This window comes from Ornithinimicrobium sp., from assembly GCF_035267225.1.
Classification (GTDB): domain Bacteria; phylum Actinomycetota; class Actinomycetes; order Actinomycetales; family Dermatophilaceae; genus Ornithinicoccus.
In genome coordinates, this window is record NZ_DATFMA010000047.1 from 1 (window position 1) to 2722 (window position 2722).

Below are 2722 nucleotides of genomic sequence, written 5' to 3' on the forward strand. Positions count from 1 at the left end.
CACGCGTCCCGTCGGGAGTGACGACGAGGCCGAAGACCTCACCTTTCCGGACGAGGTCGACCACCTCCTCGACGACACGGCCCGCGTTCGACCGGTCGACGGCGATGCCGCCCACAGCACGCATCAGCGGGCCGCGCCAGCCGGTGAACAGAGTGCTCTTGCCCAGCCACCGGATGTCCATATCCAGCCGCCAGGTGATCGCAAGCATGAGCACGAAGTCCCAGTTGGAGGTGTGGGGCGCGCCGACGAGCACTGTGGGCCGGTCCGGTGCGGGCGTCGTGGACAGTCTCCAGGGGCTGAGCGACCAGAAGGCGCGAGCCGCCACGCGTCGAAGCATGGCCCCACGGTAGCGACCGAAGCTGCCGTTCCCACGGGCATCGACGGCACCGTCGTGGCCAAGCGTGGTGAGCGCTACGGGTCGCGAGGTTTCTCGCGGCTCGTAGCGCTCACCTGCGGGACGGTCAGATCACCGGAGGGCCGCCAGCATCTCTTGGGCCAGTGGCCCCGAGGACGCCGGGTTCTGGCCCGTATACAGGTTACGGTCGGTCACGAGGTGCGGGGCCCAGGCCTCACCCTCCTGGAAGTCGGCGCCGAGCGCCACCAAGCGGTCCTGGAGCAACCACGGTGCCCCGTCGGCCAAGCCGGCCTGTTCCTCCTCCGTGTTCGTGAAGCTGGTCAGGCGGTAGCCGGCGAAGGGGGACCCGCCCTCGGTGTCTTCGGTCGCCAGCAGCGCGGCGGGTGCGTGACAGACAATGCCCAGTGGCTTCCCTGACGCCAGCGTGCTGGTCAGCAGGTGCGCGGACGCCTCGTCGGAGCTCAGGTCCTCCATCGGACCGTGACCACCGGGGTAGAACACGGCGTCGTAGGCGTCGAGGTCCACGTCCTCGAGACGGAGCGGCTGGGCGAGCTGAGCGATCCGTCCGATCTCGGCCTCGAGCTCGTCGGCGCGCTCCTGTCCTCCGTTCACCTCGGCGGCGAGGCTGCCCGCGTCGACCGTCGGCTGCACCCCACCCGGTGTCGCGATGCTGACCTCGTGCCCGCTGTCGGTGAAGGTACGGAACGGGACGACGAGCTCCTCCGCCCAGTAGCCGGTGGGATGTTTCGTGCCGTCCTTCAGCGTCCAGTGGTCCGATCCGGACACCACGAACAGGATGTTGCTCACGTGTTTCTCCTTCGTCGTCGCACGCCGGAGAGCCCGGCACGGAAGGAACACGCGCCCGCGTAGCGTCATTCCGGGTCAGCATCCCCGGGTTCTAGGCAGTGGCGGGCTCGGCCCCCGTAGCGGCCAGCTCGTTCACCGCGAGCTGGAACAGCCCCGGCCACCGGACGGCCGCGGGCACCAGGACCGCGCGAAGAGGGGGGACGTGACTGACGGACAGCAACGCGGAGGTCAGGGCGGTGCTGCGCCAGCTGACTCCACGGGCGAGACGCGGGTAGTCCTGCGGCCGGTCCCGCGCCAGCGCCTGCGCCGCGACCGCCGCCTGGGCCAGGCCGACGGCCAAGCCCTCGCCGGTGAGGGCGTCGACGTACCCGCCGGCGTCGCCCACCAGCACCACCCGACCCCGAGCGCGGGAGCGGACGCGCTGGCGCAACGGACCGGCCGCGCGCAGCTCGGATGCCGCACTCGCCGTACCCAGCTGCTCGGCCAGCTCCGGGAAGGAGGCCACGTGCTCGGGGAACGACTTCCCGGTGCTGCTCAGGACCGCTACGCCGACCGTGTCGGAGCCGACGGGAGTGCAGTACACCTCGGCGTCGGGGCCCCAGTGCACTTCCACATCGGTCGTCCACGGGGCGATGGTGAAGTGCTGCCGGTAGCCGAAGCGTCGCCGCGGCCTGCGCGTGTCGTTCAGCCCGGTCTGGCGCCGGGTCCGTGAATGCAGACCGTCCGCGCCGACGGCATACCGCGCGCGCAGCGGCGCCACCGCGTCGCCGACCTGGACCTGCACGCCGTGCTCGTCCTGCGCCAGGGCCCGCATGGAGGTGCTGACCCACTGCACGCCAGCGCTCTCGGCGCGAGCTCGCAGGCTCCGGTAGAGCTCGGTGCGCCGGATGCCGCGCCCCGCGCCACGACGGAAGCCGGCGCGCACGGTGCGGGGGCCGGCGCGGTAGGTGATCCCGGCGAAGTCGCGGCCCCGCGGGTCGACGCCCAGCCCGTGCAGCGCGGCCAGGGCCCCCGGCATCACGCCCTCACCACACGCCTTGTCGACCGGGCCGGTGCGTGGCTCGATCACGGTCGTGCTCAGCCCGGCCTGCACCGCATACAGCGCGGTGGTCATGCCGACCGGCCCGCCACCGACGACGAGCACATCGCAGTCGACTCTGCTCACGGCGACGACGCCTGCGTCGCAGTGTCCAGCGCGGCGTTCTCACACCGGATCCGCACGGTCAGCAGCCAGGCGTTGAGCACCGTGAAGACCAGGGCGGTCAGCCAGGCCGAGTGCACCAGGGGGAGCGCCAGCCCTTCCAGGACGACGGCCACGTAGTTGGGGTGGCGTATCCACCGGTACGGGCCACGCTGCACCAGCGGGATGCCGGGGGTGACGATGACGCGCGTGTTCCACGCGGGCCCGAGGGTGAGGATGCACCACCAGCGCAGGCCCTGGGCCGCCAGGACCACCACGAGCATCGGCCACCCGAGCCAGGGAAGGAACGGGCGGTCACTCAGCATCACCTCGGCCAGACAGCCCAGCAGCAGGGCGGTGTGCAGCACGACCATCGGCGG

4 protein-coding genes are annotated in these 2722 nt (G+C 71.7%); all 4 read right to left on the reverse strand.

Annotation, left to right across the window (positions count from 1 at the left end):
• Positions 1-337, reverse strand: a 337-nt coding sequence (locus tag VJ976_RS03085) for a 1-acyl-sn-glycerol-3-phosphate acyltransferase (protein ID WP_324098640.1), incomplete at its 3' end; no start/stop codon positions are given.
• Positions 338-466: 129 nt separating this feature from the next.
• Positions 467-1162, reverse strand: a complete 696-nt coding sequence (locus VJ976_RS03090; RefSeq protein ID WP_324098641.1) for a type 1 glutamine amidotransferase domain-containing protein — start codon at positions 1160-1162, stop codon at positions 467-469.
• Between the two features lie 91 nt (positions 1163-1253).
• Positions 1254-2327, reverse strand: coding sequence for an NAD(P)/FAD-dependent oxidoreductase (locus VJ976_RS03095; RefSeq protein WP_324098642.1), 1074 nt, complete (start codon positions 2325-2327; stop codon positions 1254-1256).
• On the reverse strand, positions 2324-2722 hold a 399-nt coding region (locus tag VJ976_RS03100), incomplete at its 5' end, for an isoprenylcysteine carboxyl methyltransferase family protein (protein WP_324098643.1). The genes VJ976_RS03100 and VJ976_RS03095, both read right to left, overlap by 4 nt.